This is a genomic window from Brevibacillus sp. HB1.1 (genome assembly GCF_013332445.1).
Taxonomy (GTDB): Bacteria; Bacillota; Bacilli; order Brevibacillales; family Brevibacillaceae; genus Brevibacillus; species Brevibacillus porteri.
The window spans coordinates 305,575-329,089 of record NZ_JABMIV010000004.1 but is presented as its reverse complement, the minus strand read 5'-3'; the positions used below and the strand labels follow the sequence as shown (position 1 = coordinate 329,089).

General features: G+C 45.6%; 20 protein-coding genes. 12 read left to right on the top strand and 8 right to left on the bottom strand.

From position 1 onward, the window contains the following. The first annotated feature begins 430 nt into the window (after positions 1–430). The 4 genes from HPY27_RS14050 (at position 431) to HPY27_RS14035 (ending at position 3,962) form a co-directional block, all read left to right on the top strand. Positions 431–1,816, top strand: a complete 1,386-nt coding sequence (locus HPY27_RS14050) for a helix-turn-helix domain-containing protein (protein WP_174225269.1) — start codon at positions 431–433, stop codon at positions 1,814–1,816. Positions 1,817–2,166: 350 nt separating this feature from the next. After that, a complete protein-coding gene (locus HPY27_RS14045; protein ID WP_017252505.1) occupies positions 2,167–2,457 on the top strand; it encodes an aspartyl-phosphate phosphatase Spo0E family protein in 291 nt (96 codons plus the stop codon). Positions 2,458–2,741: 284 nt separating this feature from the next. Continuing rightward, positions 2,742–3,146, top strand: coding sequence for a hypothetical protein (locus HPY27_RS14040; RefSeq protein ID WP_174225268.1), 405 nt, complete (start codon positions 2,742–2,744; stop codon positions 3,144–3,146). Between the two features lie 264 nt (positions 3,147–3,410). Continuing rightward, the gene (locus HPY27_RS14035; RefSeq protein WP_217437975.1) at positions 3,411–3,962 is read left to right on the top strand and encodes a DUF4309 domain-containing protein; all 552 of its coding nucleotides are present in this window, start codon (positions 3,411–3,413) and stop codon (positions 3,960–3,962) included. 114 nt (positions 3,963–4,076) lie between these two features. Here HPY27_RS14035 and HPY27_RS14030 read toward each other — a convergent pair whose 3' ends face one another. Beyond that, positions 4,077–5,030 (bottom strand): hypothetical protein, encoded by a 954-nt coding sequence (locus HPY27_RS14030; RefSeq protein ID WP_174225266.1) that lies wholly within the window; start codon positions 5,028–5,030, stop codon positions 4,077–4,079. Positions 5,031–5,229: 199 nt separating this feature from the next. Between HPY27_RS14030 and HPY27_RS14025 the strand changes: the two genes are divergently transcribed. The 3 genes from HPY27_RS14025 (at position 5,230) to HPY27_RS14015 (ending at position 8,503) form a co-directional block, all read left to right on the top strand. Beyond that, positions 5,230–5,961: a hypothetical protein gene (locus HPY27_RS14025; protein ID WP_174225265.1), complete on the top strand. Its 732-nt coding sequence runs from the start codon at positions 5,230–5,232 to the stop codon at positions 5,959–5,961. 513 nt (positions 5,962–6,474) lie between these two features. Further along, the gene (locus HPY27_RS14020; protein ID WP_174225264.1) at positions 6,475–7,047 is read left to right on the top strand and encodes an RNA polymerase sigma factor; all 573 of its coding nucleotides are present in this window, start codon (positions 6,475–6,477) and stop codon (positions 7,045–7,047) included. After that, the gene (locus HPY27_RS14015) at positions 7,040–8,503 is read left to right on the top strand and encodes a DUF4179 domain-containing protein (RefSeq protein ID WP_174225263.1); all 1,464 of its coding nucleotides are present in this window, start codon (positions 7,040–7,042) and stop codon (positions 8,501–8,503) included. The genes HPY27_RS14020 and HPY27_RS14015 overlap by 8 nt, the downstream gene beginning before the upstream one ends. Before the next feature lie 40 nt (positions 8,504–8,543). Here the strand turns inward: HPY27_RS14015 and HPY27_RS14010 are convergent, their stop codons facing one another. Then, entirely contained in the window at positions 8,544–9,827 is a 1,284-nt protein-coding gene (locus HPY27_RS14010; protein WP_017252497.1) for a haloacid dehalogenase-like hydrolase, read from the bottom strand. A gap of 289 nt (positions 9,828–10,116) precedes the next feature. On the opposite strand from HPY27_RS14010, the gene HPY27_RS14005 reads away from it, so the two are divergent. Further along, on the top strand, positions 10,117–11,061 hold the full coding sequence (locus tag HPY27_RS14005; protein WP_174225262.1) for an aminopeptidase: 945 nt from the start codon (positions 10,117–10,119) through the stop codon (positions 11,059–11,061). Between the two features lie 82 nt (positions 11,062–11,143). Continuing rightward, positions 11,144–12,592 (top strand): cardiolipin synthase, encoded by a 1,449-nt coding sequence (gene cls / locus HPY27_RS14000; RefSeq protein WP_173623272.1) that lies wholly within the window; start codon positions 11,144–11,146, stop codon positions 12,590–12,592. A gap of 86 nt (positions 12,593–12,678) precedes the next feature. On the opposite strand, the gene HPY27_RS13995 is transcribed toward cls, so the two are convergent. Next, positions 12,679–13,659, bottom strand: coding sequence for an aromatic ring-hydroxylating oxygenase subunit alpha (locus tag HPY27_RS13995; protein WP_174225261.1), 981 nt, complete (start codon positions 13,657–13,659; stop codon positions 12,679–12,681). Between the two features lie 206 nt (positions 13,660–13,865). Between HPY27_RS13995 and HPY27_RS13990 the strand changes: the two genes are divergently transcribed. After that, positions 13,866–15,215, top strand: coding sequence for a uracil-xanthine permease family protein (locus HPY27_RS13990; protein ID WP_174225260.1), 1,350 nt, complete (start codon positions 13,866–13,868; stop codon positions 15,213–15,215). Between the two features lie 46 nt (positions 15,216–15,261). Here the strand turns inward: HPY27_RS13990 and HPY27_RS13985 are convergent, their stop codons facing one another. The 5 genes from HPY27_RS13985 to HPY27_RS13965 all read right to left on the bottom strand — a co-directional run bounded on the left by HPY27_RS13985 (position 15,262) and on the right by HPY27_RS13965 (position 20,861). Beyond that, positions 15,262–16,236: an ABC transporter substrate-binding protein gene (locus tag HPY27_RS13985; protein WP_173623275.1), complete on the bottom strand. Its 975-nt coding sequence runs from the start codon at positions 16,234–16,236 to the stop codon at positions 15,262–15,264. A gap of 67 nt (positions 16,237–16,303) precedes the next feature. Beyond that, entirely contained in the window at positions 16,304–17,929 is a 1,626-nt protein-coding gene (locus HPY27_RS13980) for a helix-turn-helix domain-containing protein (RefSeq protein ID WP_254612897.1), read from the bottom strand. A 17-nt stretch (positions 17,930–17,946) separates the two neighbouring features. After that, positions 17,947–18,330 (bottom strand): OsmC family protein, encoded by a 384-nt coding sequence (locus HPY27_RS13975; protein WP_007720051.1) that lies wholly within the window; start codon positions 18,328–18,330, stop codon positions 17,947–17,949. Positions 18,331–18,424: 94 nt separating this feature from the next. Further along, entirely contained in the window at positions 18,425–20,062 is a 1,638-nt protein-coding gene (locus HPY27_RS13970) for a M20/M25/M40 family metallo-hydrolase (protein ID WP_174225258.1), read from the bottom strand. A 58-nt stretch (positions 20,063–20,120) separates the two neighbouring features. Then, complete coding sequence (locus HPY27_RS13965; RefSeq protein ID WP_069851198.1) at positions 20,121–20,861, bottom strand: IclR family transcriptional regulator; 741 nt, start codon at positions 20,859–20,861, stop codon at positions 20,121–20,123. A 354-nt stretch (positions 20,862–21,215) separates the two neighbouring features. Here HPY27_RS13965 and HPY27_RS13960 point away from each other — a divergent pair, with 354 nt between their 5' ends. Further along, positions 21,216–21,980, top strand: a complete 765-nt coding sequence (locus HPY27_RS13960; RefSeq protein WP_106834715.1) for a dimethylarginine dimethylaminohydrolase family protein — start codon at positions 21,216–21,218, stop codon at positions 21,978–21,980. Positions 21,981–22,052: 72 nt separating this feature from the next. Beyond that, positions 22,053–23,462: an amino acid permease gene (locus HPY27_RS13955; protein ID WP_174225257.1), complete on the top strand. Its 1,410-nt coding sequence runs from the start codon at positions 22,053–22,055 to the stop codon at positions 23,460–23,462. Positions 23,463–23,515 lie beyond the last annotated feature (53 nt).

Genomic DNA, 23,515 nt, shown 5'->3' with positions numbered 1-23,515 from the left:
AATGTGGTTATAGTAGCTGTAGTGGTGGGGAAGAAGCGGATTTCCAGTCTACGCTTCGGCCTACGTCCTGCTGAGGGCGGGTTCTGTTCGCTCCGAAATAAATAGCGGGAGCGCTTCAAAAGTAGAGCTTCGAGGATGTTTTTTCAGAGGTTGAAGCTGAAAGAAAACCCCCGCTATTTATTTCGGAGCTGGGTAGGGCTCCAGAGGCGCTAGGACTGGAAATCCGCTTCTTCCTACGGGGCTGTATTCGCATGAAAGCTGATTCAATAGGGTGTAATTGTCACGAAGTGCAAACACCTGTAAGACATTGGAGGAATTGTGCGAAAAGTGACGAACTAATTTAATGAAATATGAAGAAATGTAAAGCCGAATCTTCCAAAAAAATATATTTTATTGTAAAATTAAGGAAAAAATTAGGGGATGATTCTTTATGGGGGGGCTGCAAGGGACATTGCACTGGTCGCTGCGGTCAGAGATTGAAAGACACCGTAGAGAGTGCGGCTATACCTTGAGTAAATTAGGTGAATTAACGGGCATCAACCATGGGAGTTTAAGCGAGATTCTGAACGGAAATCCACCGCGGGCTATGACCATTGGTCAATTAGACGCGCTCGCTGCGGTGTTTGGTCGCGAACCAGGTTGGTTGTACGAATTGTATACGGAAGAATGTATATCAGAGGGGAGAATATCGCGCCCTCGGTTGATACCATATTTGATTCGATGTGCAGAGTTTGGGCGGCAGGATTGTATAGATGAGGTTGTTCCTAAATTGTTGGACAACCCTAAAAATATTTCGACCCTCTTTTTAGTGGCGGAACAGCTATATGAAAGCGGGAAACAAAAAGAATCCATACCTTTTTATCAGGCTGTCGTGGATAGCGAGAAGGATGGACATTCTGAGCAATTCGTAAGGAGTCAGTATCGATTATTTCGAGCTTCACTCGGGACCAATTCTGAAGAAAATGGGGAGGCAGTTATTCGGTTTTCCCCCTATCGGAATAGGCTTCCTGAAAACTACCAGTTGGACGCCTTATTTCAATTAACGCGGGTTTGTTTCGCTTTACAGAAATGGAAGAAATCAGAGCAGTATGCAGATGAATTACGGTTTCTAGCAGAAACGATTTACATACATGAGTTGGACAGGTTGAAAAGAAACAAAACAAGAGAACCCTTGGAGACAGAACGTCACTTGGTCTATTATTATGCAATAGGACACTTATTCAAAGGTGCAGCATTGGAAATGCAAGGGCTGTATGTACAGGCGAAACCATATGTACATGCTTACGCTGATTTAGGATGGTTTGAACTACTGGATGAAGTCGGGCACCAAGAGGTAGAAAAATTCCGGGTTTGGGCAAAGGCTAACTTATACACATTAGAGGTACTAGCTGGCAATACAAGCATCATTGAGGAGTATGCTGGCTATCTTGAAAGTCTTCCGACAAATGAAATACTTGCTGGTTTAATTTCTATTATGAAATCAGCTAATACGTACCAATTTTGTGTGGATGAGATATTAGAACGCTTTTTTTCGCACATTGACAGTTTTGGTCAATTTAAAGAAGCTATTGGATTGGACAGACAGCTTCGGTTTCGTTACCAGATAGCCATTTATGAATTCGGCAAAGGGCGGATAGAGAAAGGAATTGAAGAAACGTTAACTTGTCTTTCTCTGGCAGATTCCGTGAGTAGGCATGAGGATGTTCTTAAATGCGTCTCATTATTCGAAGAGTATAGACAGTATGCGTCTGCATCACAAGTGGAGCAATATCAGACCATTGTAACGGGCAGAAAGAGGGTAAATCTCCCAAAATAATTTGATGGAAATCCGCAAACTCTCATTATATGCTAAATTTTGGTGGGCATATATAAATTAAGGGAGGTTTAACATATGAAAAGAATTATTTTATCAGTGGTTATGGTTTTCGCTATATTTACTGGATCTCCATCCATAGAGAAGCCCAATAACATTAGTATAATTATGTATGAGCATGGAACAGATTCCTAGAGAATTGACATTCAAGGAATAGTCAGTTAAATAGATCGTAACCGAAAAAACATCCCTCTGATGGGATGTTTTTTTCTATTCAATTTTTCTTAATCGGTGAATTTCTGCACATCCATGTATAGTAATTATATGTAATAAATTGTAAAAGAGAGGGGGCGTTGGATATTACTGCTATCGCAAATATTTTAGATAGGGACGTTTCATTGTACCCAGGAAACTCCGCCAAAAGAGGAGCAACATCAGCCCCTAAAAGTAAGTGTACGATCCGGGGCATGGTAAAGGAAATCGGTTGCCATTTAGAGTTGGATAATAGAATCGAACAGCTACGACGGGAAATGATGGAATTGGCGGGGAAGTACGGTCTCTCACATGATAAGGTTTTGGCTGTAAGCGAACAATTGGATAAATATATTGTCATTGCTCAAAACAGATTGAAAATGGAAAAGTAAGTCCTTCTCACACCTCAAGGCCTCCCAAGACCCTTCCATTAACTATTATCTAGGTATTCGCCGACTCTAGACATATTTAAGTCGAAACTGGATGATGAATTGATAGGAAGGTCATGTAGTGTATTTTAAAAAACTGGTCCAGCAGGAATTATATTTAGTGACCACTTGTGTGATAAGTGGAAATGGAATGAAAGTATTGAAATTGGTGATGATCGACCGAATAATTAATACAATGAGAAGGGAGGGCTTCCTTCCCTTTTTATTGTATTTTCAGTAAGGGGCGGATGTATCATGAAAAAAAAGTAGTACTAGGTATTATGCTCCTGTTTTTGCTTAGTATGATTGGGTTATATATGAATTTTCAGGCACATAGCAAAACGTATGGGTGGGTTGTAGTAACAAACAAATGGGTAGAAAATGACAAATATTTTCTTAGTATCAAGCATATTTGTTTAAATAACGAAACTGAATTTTGTAGCAATGAGAAGACAATTAGAATTGGAGATGAGGTAAGCTTGTTAAGCTCCTCTCCTGTAAAGAGTAATACACTTAGTGCTAACGAGGCATATGATCAAATCGAACAAAATGGTAAGTATGTTTTTAGCTATATTTTCATTGAGGGAAGAATGTGGCCATTAAATATGCCTAATACATTAGTTGAATTTAAACAATACAACCAAAAAATGTAATTAAAGTATTTTGTTGTTACTTTTAATTTAAGATTAATGCAAACAATGGAACATGGGATTACGAAAAGGAAGAATAATCTCGAATTTGCTTCCAGATAGCCGGTTAACACTAGCAGTATAACCGGCTATTTTTTGTGTCTAGAACTCCTTACCTTGTAAACCCACATTTTCGTTTTTCTTGTAGCATCCATATTAAAGTGCGGTTATATAATTACCAATAAATCACTAGCCTACGATCTACTCCTACTACTGACCAATCTATTTATGAGGAGTGTGGTTGATCTGCCTAAAATATGTCGTAATACTTTACTTATTGTAGTTCTTAGCTCAATAACTTTATTTGGCTGCTCCAATGTTTCTGAAAAAACTGAAGATATTCCTGTTAATTCTGCTCAATCGGACACTTTGGAGAATGTAAAAAATGGACAATTAGAAGGTGTCTTAATAGGCATTGGAGCAACAAAGAAAGAGGTTCTAGATAAAATCGGAACCCCCATCGAGAGTGGAAATTCTGAGTATGGATTCACAGTATATTATGATGGTTTTGATTTACAATTCGAAGACTATGCTAATTCAATTGATGAAGTAAAGGATACGAGTAAAGTCGTCCTAATGAATGCCGAACCAAAGACTGTTGGAATGACTGGAAAACCTGAGGAAATCAAAAATAAATTAGGGGAACCCTCTAGAGAGTTTATGGATGACACAGGTGATCATACGTTTATATTGGAATATGAAAATAATGGAAATCTACTAAGATTTACGTTTGATTCAAAAGAAAGTCCAGTAAAGTATGTTACCCTTCGAGTCCAATAAGCCAGACTATCTGGCTTATTTTGGCCTGAATTCTGAAAAATTAGTCCATAAAAAAAAGAGACGGTTCTCCCGCCTCTTCTCTTTTACTTGTGTAACCCAGTTGGCTCGGTTTTTCTACCATTTCGTTTCCGTTTTGTGTTCGATGATTGGCAATATTTTTGGTTCAGCTGCTTTCATCATTTCTTTCAGTGATTGCTCGGTGATCGGTACTTCATCACCTTGAAGTTGTGCTCTAGACTGTGTTTCTGCAATCACATCAATTACTTGTTGTTTCGAGACATTTTTAGATGCTGCAATCTCCACAACAGTTTTACCTTTTGCTAATTCTTGTTTTAATTCTGTCGGGCTTATTTTTAGTAAAGCAAACAGTTTTTCATCGTTTAAAAAGTTATCAGCACTATAATCAGGCTTACCATTTAAAGAGAATAGGCCTTCTACTTTAATGTTTGAAAGTGTATCAGGACCTGTAGGAATACCTACGATCTTCGTAACACTAATGGTATTGTCCTGAACAAAAACCTGGTAGACTGGTTCTTTGAACATCTCATTGGTGTAATTCAACATCCATGTTTTTTGGTTTGGATTCTCCATTTGCTCGATAGCAACCTTGTATTGTTCGACGTTGCCATACATTTTATCAATAAGATCATTTACCTTCGTCTTGATTTCCTGATCGGTTAACGTAATGAGTGACTTCTCCTTAGGCTCCCAATTCTCTTGAATCACGTGTTCAATCTCACCCGTACTACCGTTTGTATGAAGGGTAATCTTTTTGCCGGTTCCTCCTTTTTCTTGTAGTACGATACTTGTTTGCTTCACGTTGATTACATTTTTCCCTTTGGATACATCACCTTGAACGTTGCTTGCATCGATAATCTCAAACGATTTTGTTTCAGGATATGCGAGATACAGCTTCTCAAGCGTTGATTTGCCAACCTCATCCATCTTGACTTGTTCAGTAGTCATTGGTGTTCTTGCAGGCATGTCAATCACGGCAGAAGCCGCAAATGCTGCAGCTGGAATCAAAATCGCAGTGGCAACCATTCCACCAATTAATCGTTTTTTCATAGTTACTTCGCTCCTTTTTTGTTGTAAATAATGAGAATAAGATCGTTCTATTTGCTCTCTGAATAAGCAGCTTACACACCATATTGTCTCTTTAGCGGAAAAAGGTTCGGTTCATATCTTATTTTTTTGCATCGTGAGCAGACCCCATGCCTATCAAGCGAAGGAATTTGTCTATCATTTTGTAGGAAGGAGAATACTAATGATTAGCATTAAGAATTTAAAATCCACAAAAAAAATAGCATTAGCTACTATTGGTTTTATAGCAATTGCAGGATTTGCTGTTTACTATATAGGTGACTTGAAAAAACAGAGTTTTCTTTATTCCAGTGATTCAGATTATAGAATCGTTTCTGGTGAAGCCATGTTTACCGAGACATTCACTGACGTGGAGGGTCTAGCTGAAAATGCAGATATCATAGCCGAAGCTGAAGTTATTTCTCAAGAAAATAACCCTAATTATGAAAGACTAGATGTATATACAGTCTCTGAATTAAGAGTAACGAAAGTCTATAAAGGTGATGTAGAGATAGATGATACAGTATCTGTACTGGAAACTGGAGGGGAATTCGATGAAAGAGAGGCGGCCAAATATTTCGCAGGAAAGCCAGGATCTAAATTAGTGAATGATGATAATGGTGAACCCAGAATGACATCGGTAGGGATTGAAGGAAGTATTCCTATGAAAGAAGGAAATAAATATTTTGTTTTCTTAACAGAAGATAAAGATGACGTCTATAACATAGTAGGGTCAGTTCAAGGAAAAATAAAGATTAATGACGAGGAAACCCTTGTATCCCAAGTTTCATTGGAAGTAATAGAACATGGTAATAAACATAATAATCTTTTTTTCCTGCAAGAAAATTATTCAGGAGAAAATATCTCTGAGCTTAGAAACGAAGTTGAACAACTCATTGCATCCTCTCCTAATTAGCTCCCCAAAGTCTTTCTCAACAGCAAGATCATTACGAAGTAGACAGAAAAAGGAGATAACGGATAATTACAAAAGAAACGGGGAGCTAAGTGCTCCCTATTTTCGTTGTAATGACATAGTGGAGGTTTTCTCAGTGACATACTATTCCTTTCTCGTCTTTGTGCTTTTCCTGCTAATCACTAAAGTGTATAACTATATCGAGAGTATACTCAGCCCACTAGATTTCGCCTTAGTTGTCGGTATGGGAGTTTTTATGCTATTACTAAAAGGTTGCGAATGGTTATCTGTCGTATTGGAAAAGTTTTGTATCAAGTTCAAAATAAAAGTATGGCAATTGTATGTAGTCACTATCATTTTGTATTTCTTATTTTAGCTGCTTACGCATAATATTCACCCGTTTCTGTTCAGGGGACGGGTTTTTCCATGTTCAGTGTTTTTTCGCCTATGTAACGTGAACCAAACTCCGCGTTCTCGTGAATATACAGTAGAGCAAAAACGAAGGGAGGGAACGCTGTGGATGAGTGGGAGTTGATTGCCAAATGCCAAGAGGACGAGCCAGAAGCCTTTGAGCAATTGGTCAAGCCTTATCTGGCGATGGCATACCGGACAGCGTATTTGATCATTCATGACAAGCATCTGGCGCAGGACGCCGTTCAGGAAGGGCTCATCGAAGCGTATCAGCACATAGACCGACTCGATAAAAAACGGGGAATGGCCTTTCGCAATTGGCTATACCGGATCATTACGTTTCGGGCTCTGAATCTGGTACGCAAGCAGAAGCCCGTGGTGGAATACGAAGAGATGATCCCGGACGAAGCGACAACACCGTTGGACAACGTGATCCAGCGGGAGGAGCAGCGGCAAATATGGCAGGCGATTCGCAGCATGAAGGCGGAGCATCGCGCGGTCATTATTCTTTACTATTACGAGGGCTTCAGCGTGTCGGAGATCGCCAAAATTACGGGTTCCTTCGAGGGAACGGTCAAATCGCGGATGCACAAGGCCAGGAAGCTGATTGCACAGCAATTGGACAAGAGTTGCATTCCATCTGATTTTTTGCGGGAAGGGGCAATGACGCATGACTAACGAGGAACGGCAAATCCAAGAGACGCTTAGGAACGTAGCGGGAGCTGTCGAGATACCAAGTTTTCAAATGCCAAGCAAAAATGACGGACTGCAAGTGAGAAGGCGTCCATTTTACCGTAGCAAAAGATGGGCTTCCATCGGCATCGCTTCTGCGGTTTTACTCGGGCTGCTCGGAAGCATGCAAGTGTCCCCAACATTTGCGGCCTATGTCAAATCGATCTTTGCTCAAGACGGATTCGATGAAGGAGTGCAACAGGCGGCGAGACAAGGCTTCTCCGAAACATCGAATCTTTCTGTTACGGATCAGGGGATTACCTTGGAGGTAAAGGAAATCATTGCTGATCCGGTGCAGGTAATGGTTGCGTTAATGATTAAGCAGTCGGATGGCAAGCCGTTGCTCCCTACATATCTGTCAGCGACAAACGCAGAATCCAATGCCGTTGAATTGCTGGATGCCAAAGGGGAGGTCATGACTGACAAGTGGGGAACTACCTTTGAAGAAAATGTGGGATTCGTCCGGTTTATCCTCGGGGAAAAAGAACAAGAGCCCCTTCCGAAGATGTTGTCGATCCATTTTGATGAAATCGGTGACAGAAAAGGAAACTGGAAGCTGCAAGTTCCGATCACGATGGCAAAAACAACGGCCGCAACCACTGTATTGCCTGTCAATCAAACGCAAGTGACGAAGCATGGATTGAAGATGACCTTGCACCAGATCGTCAACACGCCAACGGCCACCCGAATAGAGCTGGAAACACAATGGACAGAGGTAGCCAAAAAACAATTGGAACAAGAAGCGAAAAAGCTAACCGGAAAGACGACGAACCCCGATTATGCTCCATTTCTTCCGTATCAGCAATATAGGCTTGGATATTACTACGAGGGAGCAGATGGCAGCAAGGGGAAGGAAAGAATCATATATAATTCTTATTCCATGGATCGCTATGGGCATTTCCGTTGGATCAATGACGACGATCCGTTGCCAAAAGGCAAAGCAGCGACACTCGTCATAAATAGCCTCCATAAGGCAATCCCGTACGATATGAGTGTCACCTTCCATCCGGATGAATTGAACAAGAAGCCAGTGATCCAACAAGTGGGAGAAGATATCTTTACGTTGAAAAGCATCAAGCTGGCAAAAGATGATGATTCGGGAAAACAGCAAATGGAAATGGAGATCGAGGTACAATCCAAAGATATTACGAGAATTTATTTGCCTTGGTGGGTACTTCAAGATGGGCAGGGGACAACCTACCGGGCTAAAATGGGTCATCAATCCAAGGGACCCGTTGATCAGTCAGGACGCGAGCGAGCAACGTACAAAATTCGGCTGGAGGACAGCAGAGATTGGGAAGGAGGAGAAATAACCAAGCTCCCGGAGAAGCTCACCCTACGACTGGATGCTGTTCAGAAAAAATATCCGCTAGAGTGGAGAATTCCAGTTACCAATCAATAAAGAAGAAAACCGCCCCGGTACAAGGGCGGTTTTTTCTACGTTATTTCGCGACCAACTGCGGCTCTTTCTGCCCAAGTCGGATCGTCGCTTCATTCGGAATCCACATGCCTGTGTTCTCGTCACGTCCTTGTAGGACTACCGTAGGTTTTGCTTTACCCATCTGTTCGGCACCTTTGGTAATTTGCTGCCCAATTTTGCCGCCCTTGACGCGGTTCACGACGAGCACGAGCTGCACGCTGTCGAGTTCAGTCATCATCTCGAAATCACCGTTGCTATCGCCTGCGATGAAGATAGGGCCATGACCATACTTTTTCACCAATACATCCTGGATCACTTCCGTCTTGCCGTGGGCTACCGTGATCGGGTAGTCAGGCTGGTACACATTCGTAATCCGTCCGTTTTCTGTTTTCAGACGCATGCCGATGATGTTCTCCGCTGGGAGATTGTAGCCATATTTCGGGAGAGTGGCAAAGACACGAACGACATCTTCCAAGGAGGCACTCACGACATACACATCGATGCCATTGGCACGCAGCGTGTTCATCAGGTTTGCGACTTCGGAAGTGAGGCGCAGGCCTGTTGTATGAGAGGCTTTCACCACGCCTGCTTTGCCTGCCAACGATTTCGGGCTCGTCCAGGTTACTTTTTGAATCGACATACCGAGGCTGAGATCATTGGATGCTTCCGCCAACTGTTGTACTTCTTCAACGGTCATGTTCGTGAAGAGGTAGAGCACCCACGGATAGCCAATCGAGTTGCTGTGTGTATCGTTGATTGCTTCATACAAGAAAAACAGCTTAGCTTTGAAATCTGCGAACTGCTCTGTTGCTGTCACTTCTTCCAGCGACTTTGTTCCTTTAAGACCTTGATAATTTTGATATAAGTACGTGTAGTCGGCTACGAGATCAGTCGCGATGGCATCGAGTGTGACAGGCTTGCCGTCAACATTTTTATACGAATCGGAAAACGGTCCTTCTGGTACATTCGTGCGGATGACCTTCCCGAATTCTTCTGGTGTGAGCTTGTAAGCCAAATGGTTGATCTGATAGACAAACAGAGCTTCTTCGGTGTCATGCATGATACTCGTATTGTCCCAGTCAAAAACGACATACGGCTTTTTCTTGGCATTGTAGGTAGCGCTCTTGACGCCGTTTTTCTCAATCAATTCATGGACGGCTTGATAAGTCGCAGGTGCCCATTTCCCCTTGTCGAGCATCTGCACGTTGGTGTCCTTGGCCAAAGCTGGCATTTGCATCGCGAGTAGAGCGACGATCATCAGCATGGTCAGCCACCACGTTTTGGGTTGTACTTTTCTGTGTGACATTGTTGTCATCCCCTTTTTCTTTTTCTCGATCCCCAAATGAAAACGTTATCATTTCTTTCAAAAGAAAAAGGTCTTCCCCACGCCTTTTGCAAAGCGCGGGTAGAAGACCTCATTGTCTTAAGCGTTTTCATTTGTATTCTAATCATACTAAATCTTACAGCAAAAGCAAGAAGATTCCGATAAACTTGATAAGGGCAGGACTAACGATCTAATCTAGCGAAGACAGAAGAGTTTGCAAGAAAAAAGTGGATATAATCTAACCATAGATAGATGAGAAGGATGATGCGGCGTGACATTGATAGAATCCAGCAAAGGCATTTTGATGAATTGCTTGGCATTACAGGCGAATGAGACATTTTTGGTGGTGGCCGACGAGCGGAAGCGGGACATCGGTGAGGCGCTCTGGGAAGCGGGTAAACAGCTCGGGGCAGAAGCGATGCTGATGGTCATGAAGGAGCGGGAAAAGTCCGGTCAAGAACCTCCTGCGGCTGTTGCAGCGGCGATGAAGAGCGCAGATGTGGTGGTATGTGTGACCCAGCACTCTTTGACTCATACAAAAGCACGAAAAGAAGCAGCAGCAAATGGTACAAGACTGGCTACCATGCCAGCTATTACGGAAGACATGTTCCTTGCGGGAGCGATTTCCGCTGACTATACACAAGTAAAGGCACTCACCGAGCGCGTGACCGAAATGCTGACGCGGGCAAGTACCGTGCGGATCGAAAAAGCGGGCAAGTCACTGACGTTTTCCATCGCAGATCGCAATGGGGTGCCGAGTACGGGCATGTACGTCAATCCTGGAGAATCGGGCAATCTTCCTTCCGGAGAAGCGTATATCGCCCCATTGGAAGGGACAGCAGAGGGACAAATCCTCGTCGATGGCTCCATCGCTGGTATCGGAAAAATTGATTCGCCCCTGCTACTGACGGTCCAAAATGGTCGGATCACAGAGGCAGAAGGAACGGCGGGTGAACGCCTCCTGCAAATGCTTGGGGACCAAGACGGGCGGATGCTGGGTGAATTCGGAATCGGAACGAATGATAAGGCGCGTATCACGGGAGTTGTGTTAGAGGACGAGAAGGTGTACGGAACGATTCATGTAGCCTTTGGTAGCAACAACACGTTTGGCGGGACACTTGTTGCAGGGGTACATATTGATCTGGTTGTCAAAGAGCCGGATGTGTATTTGGACGATAAATGTATCATGAAGAGCGGAAAACTATTGACAACATAGGACAAACTAGATGGATAGGAAGGATGAATCCCAATAGTAAATGTTGTAATATGGGAGAAATCCTAGAGGTGGATGTGGTGTGATGGCAATGTTTGAAAAAATATTTGCGATTATAACAATAGGTAACCTGATTTTGGCTGCCGTTCTTATTTTCATGGAGAGGCGAAACATCGCGGCAACCTGGGCCTGGTTGATGGTTCTGCTGTTTTTGCCGGGCATCGGGTTTATCGTTTACCTGATTTTTGGACATAAGCTAAGCAAGAAAAAGCTGTATCGGCTCAAGGAAGGGGAATTTTCCCATTTTCGAGCTGCGGTCGATAGACAAAAGCAGTTGCTTGCCCATGGTGAACTACAGGTGAACGATCCTGAGATGGAGAGACACCGCGACATGATTTTCATGAACGTGGTAAGTGATGGAGCGTACTATACGCAGGATAATACCATTCAGGTTTTTAAGGAAGGCCATAGTCTGTTCAACCTCATGTTCAAACAGATGGAGGAAGCACGCGAGCATATACATTTGCTCTACTATATTTTGAATGACGATGATTTAGGGAAACAGCTCATTCAACTGTTGACGAAGAAGGCTAAGGAGGGCGTCGAGGTTCGATTGCTTTATGATGCGGTAGGTTCCTCTGGTGTCTCCTCCCGGTTCCTGCGCCCATTGGTAGAGGCGGGGGGACAAGTCGCCTCCTTTTTCCCGGCGAAGATTCCGTTCCTTAATTTTCGGGTTAACTTCAGGAATCATCGCAAACTGACGATTATTGATGGGAAAATTGGCTATATCGGAGGCTTCAACATTGGGGATGAATACCTGGGTAAGGATAAGAAGCTGGGGTATTGGCGTGACACCCATTTGCTGATAGAGGGAAGAGCGGTGTACATGCTGCAAGCACGCTTTTTCCTGGACTGGAATTTGTCCGCTCCGAAAAGAATGCATGAGTCACTGGCGTATTTTCCGGAGATTCATGAGTCCGAGGGCACGATTGGCGTTCAGATCGTATCGAGCGGGCCAAACTCGGAAAAAGAGCAAATTAAGCATGCATTTTTGAAGATGATTTACAAGGCACGGAAAAAGATTTACTTGCAGACGCCGTATTTCGTTCCCGATGAAGGTATGCTGACCGCACTGAAGATGGCGGCAATGTCCGGGGTAGATGTGCGGGTGATGGTCCCGGGAAAGCCAGATCATCTGTTGGTATTCTGGGCGACTCACTCTTATCTCGGTGATTTGTTAAAGAGCGGTGTTCGCTGTTATCTCTACGAAAAAGGTTTCATGCACGCCAAAACAATCGTGGTTGATACCCAGTTGTCATCTGTGGGAACAGCCAATGTTGATATTCGTAGCTTCAAGCTGAATTTCGAGACGAATGCGTTTATGTACGATTCGAAGATGGCAGAGGAGCTGGAGGAATTGTTTGTCTCCGATCTGGCTGATTGCCGGGAGATGACACTGGGAGAGTATGTAAACCGACCACTGCGTTTACGCTTGCTGGAATCGTTGACGCGGCTGTTGTCTCCGCTTTTATAAAAGCTGTACGAGAAAGTACAAGAGGACCTGTTAACCTACGTGAGCAATCACGGAGTTGGCAGGTCCTTTTATTTTCGTTAAGAAGCTTATGCCGTACCGAACGTGACACCCATCTCCGTCAAGTACTGACGGTAAGCGATGCTCGCACGGTCGCATTTTAAGGATAGCTCTACTTGTAAATCAAGTGGCAGGTCCTCAGGCTTTTGATTTTCCACGATCGGTTTATCTTGAGCAAAGATGAGGTTTTGGAAGCTAATGATTTCCTCATCGGAAAGGTTCGTCTCATAATTAAAAGAAAGTACGCCATAAGCTACGCTTCGCGCTTCATCCAGCGGCATCACAGTAAGCAAAATAGACATCAGATTGCCGTTTTCCGCATCGCGTTTCGTGAATTTTACCGTGAGCGGACGGAGGATTTCGTACGTGTAATAGACGTGCTTCGCTTGACCAGTACCGTCCGGGTCAGGCTGAAAAATCTTGATCTCATCTGTGCGAATAACACCGTTCTCGTCGCGGTGAACGCGGTAATCCCCGATTTCCATGTGCGTTTCGACACCCAAATAACCCTCATGAACGACAGCCAGGTGGCCTACATCCAAAAAGTTCTCTACGACGCGTGGAGGCTTGGCCATCACTGTCTGTGGCCCCCAGATGACATTTCGAAAACGATGATCCTCAAATTCCGGCAGGGCAAAAAACTCAGGAGATTGGTTGGCGAGATTCACCCACACTAATCCATATCGCTCTGTACAGCCGTATAAAATAGCACGCGCTTTGCCGGGTATCGCTTGCTCGGCAGGCAACTGAGGGATTTTTACACAGGCGCCGGATGCTTCATATTCCCATCCATGATACGGACAGACCAGCTTTCCATCTCGGACACAGCCCAGAGACAGGGCAGCGCCTCTGTGAATACAGAGGTCTTTAAACGCATGGATTCCTTCTTCGTTGCGGAAGAGGACGACCCGCTCGCCCATAATGGTGACCTGAATCGGGCGGTCTTGCACATCCACCGAACGACAGGCGACGATCCACTCATTACGCAGCACGGTATCTTGCACGATCATTGATGAGACACTCCCTTTGTCGATACTTCCGTTATTCACTCATTGTAGCGGGAGAGTAGAAGGGAAGTCAACAGAAAACACGAACATTATAAAGCGATACTACCTATTTATTACGTGAATAGTTGCCTAAAAACGGATTTATCCGGTATAATCCCACTTATATCGTTCGTAATTAGCTAAACTACCACTAGGGAGGCCTTTTGAAAGTGGAACAACATCGAGAAAGCAATCAGCTTGTTGTGGGCGTCGATGACAAAATCAGTGTGGGCAAGGCGTTTTTACTTGGTTTGCAGCATGTGTTAGCTATGGACTTGTACATTGCTCCTATTATTATTGCTGGGCTGCTGACCATGGACGCTTCAAGCACTTCTTTCTTTATTCAAATGTGTTTTCTTGCGACGGGTATCGGGACGTTGATCCAGACTGGATTTGGATTGCGTTTGCCTGTCGTGCAAGGCCCTTCCTATGTACCCATCGGTGCGCTGGCTGCGATCGGCAGTAAGCTGGGGATGGGTGCGATGATTGGCAGCATGATTCCCGGAGCGCTGTTTGTGGCCCTGATGGGGTATCCATTGAAGTGGTTTGCCAAAGCGGTTCGCAAGTTTATTCCACCGCTAGTCGGCGGGACGGTGATCATCATCGTAGGCATTGCTTTGATGCCAACAGGGATGGGAAACATTTATCACTCCCCGGGAAATATTTGGACCAACATTTTGATTGCCGCCGTTTCAGCTGGTGTGCTTGTCATCTGTATGCTGCTGGGCACAAGAGCAAAGGTTGCGGGGGCGTTTTTTAGACTGGTATCTGTCCTGATTGCGATTTTCGTCGGAACGGTAACCGCTGCTTTTTTTGGAACGGTAGATTTTAGTCCGGTTGGACAAGCACCGTGGCTGTCCATGCCGAAGCTGTTTCCGTATGGGGCTCCTGTATTTAATCTCAGTGCTGTTTTGACGATGCTTTTTGTTTATATGATTATCATGATTGAAACAACAGGGACTTGGTTCGTCGTCTCTACGGTAACGAACAGTGAATTGACGGAGGAGAGACTGAATCGCGGTGCTGTCGGTGAAGGCTTGGGGTGCTTTGTCGGGGCATTGTTCGGAGGTACACCTACGACTGGCTATTCCTCCAATGCAGGGTTGATTGCGGTGACAGGAGTAGGGAGCCGGATGGCGATTATGGCCGGAGGATTGATCTTGATTGCCCTTGGGCTGGTGCCGAAGCTGTCGGCGGCGATTACTTGTATACCGGAGCCAGTCATCAACGGGATTTTTGGGATCGTGTGTGTAGCGATTGTGGCGAATGGGATCAAAGTCATTCAAAACATTACGATTGATGATCGCACGATGATGGTCATGGGTCTGCCGATCCTGCTGACGATGGCGGTAACGGTCCTGCCAAAAGATGCACTCGCAGGAGTACCAGATTTCGTGAACTACATTTTATCGTCAGGCATTACAGTAGGGGCATTGGCAACCGTGCTTTTGAATCTGCTCATTCCAGAGGGAAAAAAGAACAGAGGGAAGGTTCCACAGCAACAGCCTGTTAGCAATTGATAAAAAACAGCCCGCGAAGCTGAGCTTCCGGGCTGTTTTTGCATGGTTATTTTTTCGTTCCGGTCAAATACTGCACAGCTTCATCCAGCTGCTTTTCAATCAGAATGGCGTCGTATCCTAGCCATCTGTCCACGTCGACAACATAAACATGGTTATTTTTGACGGCAGGCAAATTTTTCCACAGACTGCTTTGCTCGATTTCTTTTAGATATTGGGTGGCATCTTCCCCTGGGAACAGCATCAGGAAAATATGGTCGGCCGTATATTCTGGCAAAAGCTCCATCGACAGGTCATTTGACCAGAACAGCGGGTCTTTTTCAATCTCGGTCTTGATGAGTGCAGGTGGCGTCAACTGTAGATCGTTGTACAAAACATGCCCCATATTACGAGCGCCGTACATTTTGATTGTTTTCGCACGGACGTTCATAGCTGCCACTGTCTCGTTTTTTCCGACCTTGGCTTGTACGAGCTTGCGAGCTTCTTCCACCTTTGCTTTGTACTTTTCTTCCCAAGCCTTGCCTTCTTTCTCCATGCCTAGTGCTTCTGCTACCTTCTGTACATGACCAAAGACATCGTATTGATCAAAATCGATTGCAACAACGGGGGCGATTTTTGTCAGCTTCTCATATACTTGTTGTTCGTCATCGGAGCCTGTCAGGATCAAGTCAGGCTGCAATTCAAGGATTTTCTCCAGATTGTAAGCATCATAATCTCCCACGACTTCGATGCCACTGACCAACGGAGCCATGTCCGCACCTTCCATATGTCCCTTCAATGCTCCGATTGGCTTCACACCTAGAGCAAGCATAGAGCCCACATATTGCAGGGCTACGACACGTTTTGGCTTTAAGGGAATGGTGGATTCGCCTTTCGCGTGCTTCAATACGCGTGTTTCGCTATCTTTGTTCTCTTGTGCAGGTGCCGATGGATTGGTGCTGGCTGTCTGACCGCATGCCGTGAGCAAGAGCAAGGAAAGCATCATGAATCCGGGCAGCCAAGCTTGTATGCGTAATCGTTTCATCGTAAATCCTCCGTGAATGAAAATGATTCTCATTAACAAAGTTCATCTTACCCTGAATGTACTCTTTTCATCCATGGAGAATGTTCCGTATTTCTTTGGACAATGTGGTGGTGTTAGAATGGGTCAAAATTTGGACGATCTCTTCCAGCTGGATGTCGAGGGAGAGGGGATCATACGAAAACCAAATCGGATTGAGAATGACCACTTGCCCTTTTTGTACAGCAGGAATTCGTTGCCATACATCCTGTTTCATTAACTCTTTGAAGTGTGCCCGTGAGAGATCATCATCAAAAATATGAACGAACAGCCAATCTGCTGCGTACTGGCTTAATTGATCCTCGTTGATTGTAGTCGCCCAAAAATTGGGGTTGCGTGTCAACTCTTCTTGAATGATTCTGGGTGGCGTCAGCTTCAAGGATTTGTATAGTACATGCCCGATATTTCTGGCACCGTATGCAAATAGGCTCTGTGGGCGCACATTGAGGATCAAGAAAGTTTCTTCCTTTTGGATATGAGCGTCGATGCATCGCTTCGCCTTCAAAACCTTCTGTTCATGCTGCCTGAGCCACATGTGTGCCTGATCTTTCATGCCAAGCACATCGGCCAGTATGTTCAAATGACCAAATACATCATGCGCAAGCCACGGAAGTGCAAGAGTAGGTGCAATCTTGGAGAAAGTAGCGCAATCTCCTGTCGATTCGGTCAAAATAAACGTCGGTTGCAATGGTTCGATCAAGTCTGGCGTGTTCTCGGGCAGGCTGACAATCTCATCTGCCTCTTTCATCCGCAATTGCTCGCGTAAATAAGTGACCTGCTCTTCGGGAGCGCCAACTGGTCTGATTCCCAGTGCCAATAAATACTCGGCATAGTGGAAGGTGACGGGCGCCATTTGCTTCTGATTCATGCGGACAAAGACAGTTGGCGACACGCCTATCTGCTGTTTGAAGCGTCTGCTGAAGTAAAACTCATCGGCATAACCGACCAGGCGTGCTACTTCGCGCAATCGTTTATTCGATTCGCGAAGTAGCGTCTTCGCATGCTCCATCCGGCAGCTCGTCAAATATTCGATCGGGCTTTTTCCGACCTTTTTCTTGAAGACTTCGGAGTAATACCGAGGGGTAAGGCCAGCTCGATTCGCCAAATCGTCTAAGGTAATTGGCTCCGCATAATTTGTATGAATGTAAGAAAGAGTCTGATCGACAACGTTTGATGTTTCTATGGTAGCCTGTCGTTCTGCATGGCTCCAAATCAGGTGCAGCAATTGCTGAAAGCGAATTTGATTTTGAAAAGCTTCCAACGGATCATTGGTTTGTCGATGGGCAAACAGCGTGAGGGCAAGCTCCGTGCCGTGATCGACCTGGTGAAATAAACATGAGCTGCGGTCCAGATGCCAGGAAAGGCTCGGGCTGTACGCGTTGGTGACCTGATCTGACTGTTGCAGGGCATCAAAATAAAATACGAGGAAACGGAGTGGATCATCTGTATCAGCGCGTACTTGCCTCGCAGATTCTCGAGAAAGAACCAGCACACTTCCATCTAATAGAGTGGCTTGATCCAACTCGTTCAGCATCCGGCCCGATCCTTTTGTCACGATGAGCACGGCATGGGTAGATCCGCCGGAAAACGCCCATGCTTCTGTCGGTGACAAGGTGACCTGCTGTATGTCTTGAAGTAGAAACAAGGGAGTGGGCATTAGCACTGCATTTCCTATCATGATACCAATTCGAAGGACTCGGTTACGACGATGCTTCCCTTGACAGATTGGACCATCGGGCAGTTTTTGCTCGCGGCTTCAATGGCTTTTTGCACTTTTTCTTCTTTCATATTTTCACCCGTAATGATGAAGTGGAGGTGAATTTTTTCAACCCGATTTGCCTCTGCCTCATTTCGCTGCACATCTGCTGTTACTTTCATGTCCGTGCACGGCATTCTCATTTTGTCCAATACTTTTCGCAAAACACCGCCACTGCAAACAGCGATGGAAGAGACCAAGAGCTGGTAGGGGCGAAAGCCATACTGTTCATCACCAGATACGTGCAGCTCACCGTAGGACAGTTGTGTGACAAAGCCATTTTCTTTCGCTTGAAATTCCATGCGTAACCCTCCCTTGAAATGGTTTTTCTTCATTATAAGGAAAAAGGCTCCTGTGCGACAGTAATCTATCGGTACAGGAACCTTTTCCTATTTGCTATTCTTTCAATGCTTTCCCATTATGCAAGAGAGACTGGATACAACGAGGAAGCATGTCTTTTAACGTATCGAATGCATAGTCGATGTCCAGACGTTCTGTCCACTGATGGGCGTCACGTCCGACTGGACCGAGGTTCATGACAGGTACATCAAAAGCTTCGAGCTCTTGAAGCGGAATGGAGTAGCCGTTATCCCATAAAGGCATGTTCGCTACCAATGGCTTCATGGATGCCGCCGGATATTGGAGTCCGACGTAGCTTAAGTCAGAGATACCGCCAAAGTAGTTTTGTTTGACCAAATTGACCTGGTGCTGATCTCTGGCGTATGCTTTCATCTCTTCCATCGTTTGCTGGATCAGAGGATGATTGCGCGAGCTGACTGCCGGGTAAAACGGCGGAGCGAAGAACAAGATCATCATCGGCGACAGTTCTTTGCACAGAATCGCTAATTGATCCACCAGCTCGATCGTGGTGTCGCGATCGTCCTTGTCGCCGCGGTTGGCGATGACATCTGCTTCCAGCTGGCGCAGCTTTTCTTCCCCGTACGTTTTCTTCGCATAGGCATACAGTTCTTCGTACGTCATGACGGAAATGGACAGATCGCGCGGGCTAAAAGGCGCAAAGTTGGCAAACTGGCTCGCGTGCTTGAGGTAGTTTTGCTTCATGCGCTCTGCGACATTTCTTGCGGATTCCAGCAGCGGCTCTACGACATCCTCCATTTGCTTTTCCAGCAGGAACAGGTTGAACAGTGTCACAGCACGATGCGGAATTTGCACAGAGTACTCTTTTTTCAGATCCTTTTGAATCAGGTTCGTCGGCGGAGGAGATGCTTCTCCCTCGACGACCTCGCAGAAGGATGTGTTCAGCTCCAGCTCACATGTAATTTGAGAGGCCATGTAATTGCCGTTTAACCCAGCAAAAGGCTCGCCGACATGTGTTTCTTTGCCGTAGCAGAGGAAGCCTGGTAGCACTTTTCCAATGGAGCCTGTGTACAAGTACGTATTCGTATCCCCTGGATAGCGCGTAAACATCGGCTCGGAGTTGAGCACGGTCGTGTAGCTCAGGTCGAACTCTTCGGCGATTTTCAACAGTGCTGGGACTGCTGCACGCATCCCGACAGAATTCACCTCTTCGTCAGGGACGGTCAGAAGCAAAATGTTGCCGTCGAACTCTCCCGCAATCGCTTGCTCAATCATCGACATGTGCAGCGTCAGTCCACACTTCATATCCATGGTGCCACGGCCAAACAGCCAGTTGCCGGTACGAATATCCTGTTGAACGTCTGCTGGCATATCCGCTTGGTTTTGTAGGAAGAGAGGAGTGAGGTTCTTCGGATCAAAAGCATGCTTCATCCAAGCACCGTAATCCTCGACATCGACCACATCAAAATGGCTGACGAGAATGACGGTGTCCCGTACACCTTCTTTTTTAACCAGAGCAGTGACAAAATGGCGCCCGTCCCCGGTCGGATTCGCACGCACATGATCGGGATTGGCTTGATAATAAGGCAGGGTACGCAGTTGATCGACGACGTAGCTAGGCAAGTCCTTCTCGGCAGCTGATCCTGTAATGCTTGGAATGCTTACCAAATTGCACAAGAGATCAACGAGCTGCTCTTTTGTTTGCCATTTTTGCATAAAAAACGCCTCCGTTTTCCGTATAGTGAAAACTGTTTCCGGTTAGTGGGCAAAAAAATTAAGGTAAGGCACCGATCTTGTGGGAAATTTCTTGGGCACTTTGTTGGGTTTGTTCAATGAGTGAGGACAAGAGCTGTTCGTTGATCCGATAGCTCGGAACACCGATACTCAAAGCGCCCACGACCTTTTGGTTAACACCGAAGATAGGAGCGGCAATGGATGCGGTACCCTCGGTTTTCTCACCGTAGCTGACTGCATAGCCGTTTTGTCTGATTTCTGGCAGTCGTTCTAACAGCTCGCGACGTTTTTCTGCATCCGGGATTAAATCGGTCACGATTTGCTCTGCTTCGGTCGGATTCATGCTGGCGAGAATCGTTTTGTTTGCCGCACCGATATGTAGCGGAATACGCTCGCCCAGATTATCCATGCTTCTGACAGACATGGGACCTTCCACTCGTTCGAGTACGATGGCATGAGAGCCCTGTGGAATGTTCAGATAGACGGTTTCTCGTACATCTGCTGCCAATCGCTCCATGACAGTTCGGGCGACAGCGCGCATGTCCATCTTGTCCAGGATGCGCAGCCCGATTTCCATCCACGTATAGCCGACCTTATACTGCTTGCTCTCAGGAACCTGGAGGATGAGTCCATGCTTGATGAGGCTGCTTATTAAACGGTGTACGGTACTTAGTGGCAGGTTCGTTTGTTCAGCAATTTCCGAGATGGACCAATGCTGCTTGTTTGGATCTGATACCAGGACGGAGATGATGCTCATCGCCCGGTCAATCGATTGTACCAACGTACGTTACCTCCTGGCTTTTTGTTGCATAGTGACTGCTTTTCGACTGTCACGCCAGCTTAATATGACCTCAATCTATCAGAATTTTTCAGCCGAATCAATATAATTTAGACCAGATAAAAATTCGTTGACAAAAAATTTGAAACTATTTTACATTAAGAGTGTAATTTTGTATTGCAGAAGCGATTCCACAATGCGGAATATTTCTGAGTGATTGCTCAGAGGAGAATGAATGCAACATGGTGGCGATGAACAAGCAAAAGTAGCAGAAGCGGAAGCGTTTACATGCTCGTTTCTCCGTCGCCCACTGTTAGACAAAAGCAAGATTCGAAAACAGAAGGGAGATCTATCATCATGAAATTTTCACGTGCGATTGTAAGAAAACCGGGAAATAGCTATGTAAATGGTTTGACGACTTCTGATTTGGGTACACCTGATTTTGAACTTGCTCTTAAACAGCATGCCGCTTATGTAGAAGCGCTGAAACAGACAGGTCTGGATGTAACCGTTCTGGAAGCGGACGAGCGTTTCCCGGATTCTACGTTTGTGGAAGATTCAGCTGTCCTCACGGAAAAGTGCGCCGTCATCACCAATCCCGGTGCAGAAAGCCGCAATGGTGAAATTGAGGATATGAAATTGGTGCTTCCTCGTTTCTATGACACGATTGAATATATTCAGGCCCCTGGCTTCCTCGATGGAGGAGACGTTATGCAAGTAGACAACCATTTTTATGTCGGTCTGTCGACACGCACGAATGAAGAAGGAGCGATCCAGTTCCGCGAGATTCTCTCCAAATACGGATATGAGGTCACGATTGTTCCACTGAAAGAGTTTTTCCACCTGAAAACAGGTATTGCCTACCTCGGCAATGACTTGCTGGTTCTGGCTGGGGAGTTCATCGATTCTGAAGTGTTTAGCCAATACAAGCATCTGATCGTGGAAAAAGAAGTTGAGTACTCTGCGAACTGCATCCATATCAACGACTACGTCATCATTCCAAAAGGCTTTGAGAGCACGAAAAAGCAAATCACTGACGCTGGCTACAACGTGATTGAGCTGGATATGTCTGAATTCCGTAAACAAGACGGAGGATTGAGCTGCCTGTCCCTGCGTTTCTAGCGCAGGCAGTTCTCTCCTCTTTTATAGACCCCTGATAGACCTCTTAATAAGCTGGTGAAAGAGAGGAATCATATGAACACTGGGAATGAAAGAGACACACAGCTAGAACGCTCCATGAAAAGTCGCCACATGTTTATGCTGTCGTTAGGTGGCGTGATCGGGACAGGGCTCTTCCTCAATGCTGGTTTCACGATCAATCAGGCTGGACCTGGCGGAGCGCTTGTCGCCTATATCATCGGCGGGATTTTACTGTATCTGGTCATGACGTGCCTGGGTGAGCTTTCTGTAAAAATGCCAGTAACAGGCTCTTTCCAAGCCTACGCCAGCAAGTATATTGGTCCGGCGAGTGGGTTTACACTGGGATGGATGTATTGGCTAGGGTCAGCTACAACGGCCGGGGTAGAGTTTACTGCCGCGGGCATGGTTATGCAACGGTGGTTCCCGGATACACCGATCTGGATTTGGTGCGCGCTCTTTATCGTTTTGCTCTTTACCTTCAATGCGCTCACGACAAAAGGGTTTGCAGAAACCGAGTACTGGTTTGCCGGAATTAAAGTATTAGCCGTTCTTATTTTTATTATTGTCGGACTAGGTGCTATATTCGGTATTGTCAGTATGGAAGGTAGGCCAGCTCCGTTTCTCTCCAACTTCTCGGCAGATGGAGGACTATTCCCGTTTGGCATTGCGATCGTCTTTGTGACGATGATGAACGTCGTATTCTCTTATCAAGGCTCTGAACTGATCGGAATTGCAGCCGGGGAGGCAGAAGACCCGCAGAAGACCATTCCGCGGGCGATTCGCAACGTTGTGTTTCGCATTCTCGTGTTCTATGTGGCGTCAGTCACGATCTTGTCCGCACTCTTTCCATCGAGTGAGCTGGGACTCTTGGAGAGCCCGTTTGTGACGGTATTTGATGCAGTGGGGATTCCTTTTGCAGCGGATATCATGAACTTCGTTATCTTGACGGCTTTGTTGTCTGTCGGTAACTCATGCTTGTACGCAGCCACTCGCTTGTTGTGGTCCCTTTCCCATAGCAATATGGCGCATCCTGTTTTTGGGAAGTTGACCAAGCGTAAAGTGCCCTTGAACGCACTCTTGGCGACACTGGCGTTCTCGCTTCTGTCTCTGTTAACCAGCGTAGTTGCAGCGGATACGGTATACGTGCTGCTCATGTCTGTATCAGGTATTGCGGTTACCTTCACATGGATGGGAATTGCTCTCTCTCAGTTCAATTTCCGCCGTCAATACTTGCGTGAGGGTGGAAAAATAGAAGATTTACAGTTCGTCGCACCGTTTTACCCGGTGATGCCGCTCCTGTGTCTGGCGCTATGCACATTCATTCTGATCTTCCCGGCGTTTGACCCGACACAGCGAATTGGACTCTTCTACGGAATTGGTGCACTCGTGCTGTTCTATACCTTCTATTATGTGCGCTATGGACGCAAAAAGGCGCATCAACCGGATCTCCCAACGCAAGGCTAAGTCTTCCTACTCAATAGAAAAATGCCCCTGCCATGATGATAGGGTCGGGGCAT